The 1,166-nt window shown below is 65.4% G+C and carries 2 protein-coding genes; both read right to left on the bottom strand.

Annotated features, from left to right (window positions below; translation table 11 throughout):
* The coding region (locus tag A3754_RS25435) for a DUF2868 domain-containing protein (RefSeq protein ID WP_063521694.1) at nt 1-947 on the bottom strand (947 nt) is incomplete at its 3' end.
* A gap of 22 nt (nt 948-969) precedes the next feature.
* Nucleotides 970-1,166 (bottom strand): hypothetical protein (locus A3754_RS28335; RefSeq protein WP_197468872.1); only part of this gene is annotated, 197 nt, incomplete at its 5' end.

Raw genomic sequence — 1,166 nt, 5'->3', positions numbered from 1 at the left:
TGGGCCGGGGCCGGGGCTGCCGGCCCCTCATCGTCGCCCCGGGTGTCCACCCAGGGCGTATCAAAGCGGTAATGGAGCGGCTGCCAGCCCGGGTGTGCGCGCAGGGCACGATGGCTTTGCCAGCGTAATTGCAGCGCCGCCAGCATCAGCAGCACACAGCGGGGCAGCAGCACATAGACCAGCCACAGCATCAACACGAACGGCCACCAGGTGCCCAGCAAGGCCGGATCGGCCACACCGTTGCCTTGCTGTAACCGGTAAAACTGGGAAGTCTCCACCAGCGCCAACGAGGGTACCGCGTCAGGCCACAGGGACTGCCAGGGCAAGGCCAGTGCACTGATCCATTGGTGATAACCGGCGGCGGACGCCTGCAAGGTGGTGCTCCAGCCAAACGCCAGATCCTGCACCGCCACCAGCAACAGCAAGGTAAGCAACCCGGTGAGGGCAAACATCAAGCCGCCGGTGTGCGCCACCCGGGCGGATAGCACCGGGCGCAACGAAGCCAACGCATCGTCATTTCCACGCCAACGGCCCAGCAGGGTACGCCAGGGCTGCCAGCCCAGCCAGGCCTGCACGCTGGTGAACAATGCCAGCAGCCCTTGCAGGCCCACCAGCGCCACCAGCAGGGTCACGTTGATCTGCTGGCCACCATCGTAATAGAGCAGGCCCAGCATGAAAGCCACGCCCAGCACGGCCCCCAGGCCAGCAAACACCCAACGCGCCTGGCGCCAGCCACGCAGTCGCGGATCACTACCGCTGTCCACCTGACGCTGGCCATTGAGGGCATGTAGAGAGGCCAGCCAGGCGGGCACCGTGAGCGGCTGCCGCTGCTCCTGTTGCTGCTGGGCAAAACGCCGGTCGCGGCGATGCAGGAACGCGTGGTTCTGGTCCACATCGCGGCGATACTGGTCGTCAAAATCCAGCAGCAGGGTTAACGCGTTTGCCAAAGCGGCCTCGGGTCAGGGCAGATCAATAACGGGACGGCGCGGAAGAAGTCGCAGACGGAGCCGCTTCGTCCGCAGGTGCCGCCGGCGCATCAGGCACCGGGCCTGGCATATTCGGGTCGTTCTTTTCCGAGGTATATTTCACGCCCTCGGTGGCGCAGGCACCACAGGCGTTGGCGAACTCACCCAGAATGCCGCCCTGCTGGTCGTAACCAAACACCG

The organism is Alcanivorax sp. HI0083 (genome assembly GCF_001635175.1).
Note: the sequence above shows the minus strand (reverse complement) of the source record. Positions and strands in the feature narration are given on the sequence as shown.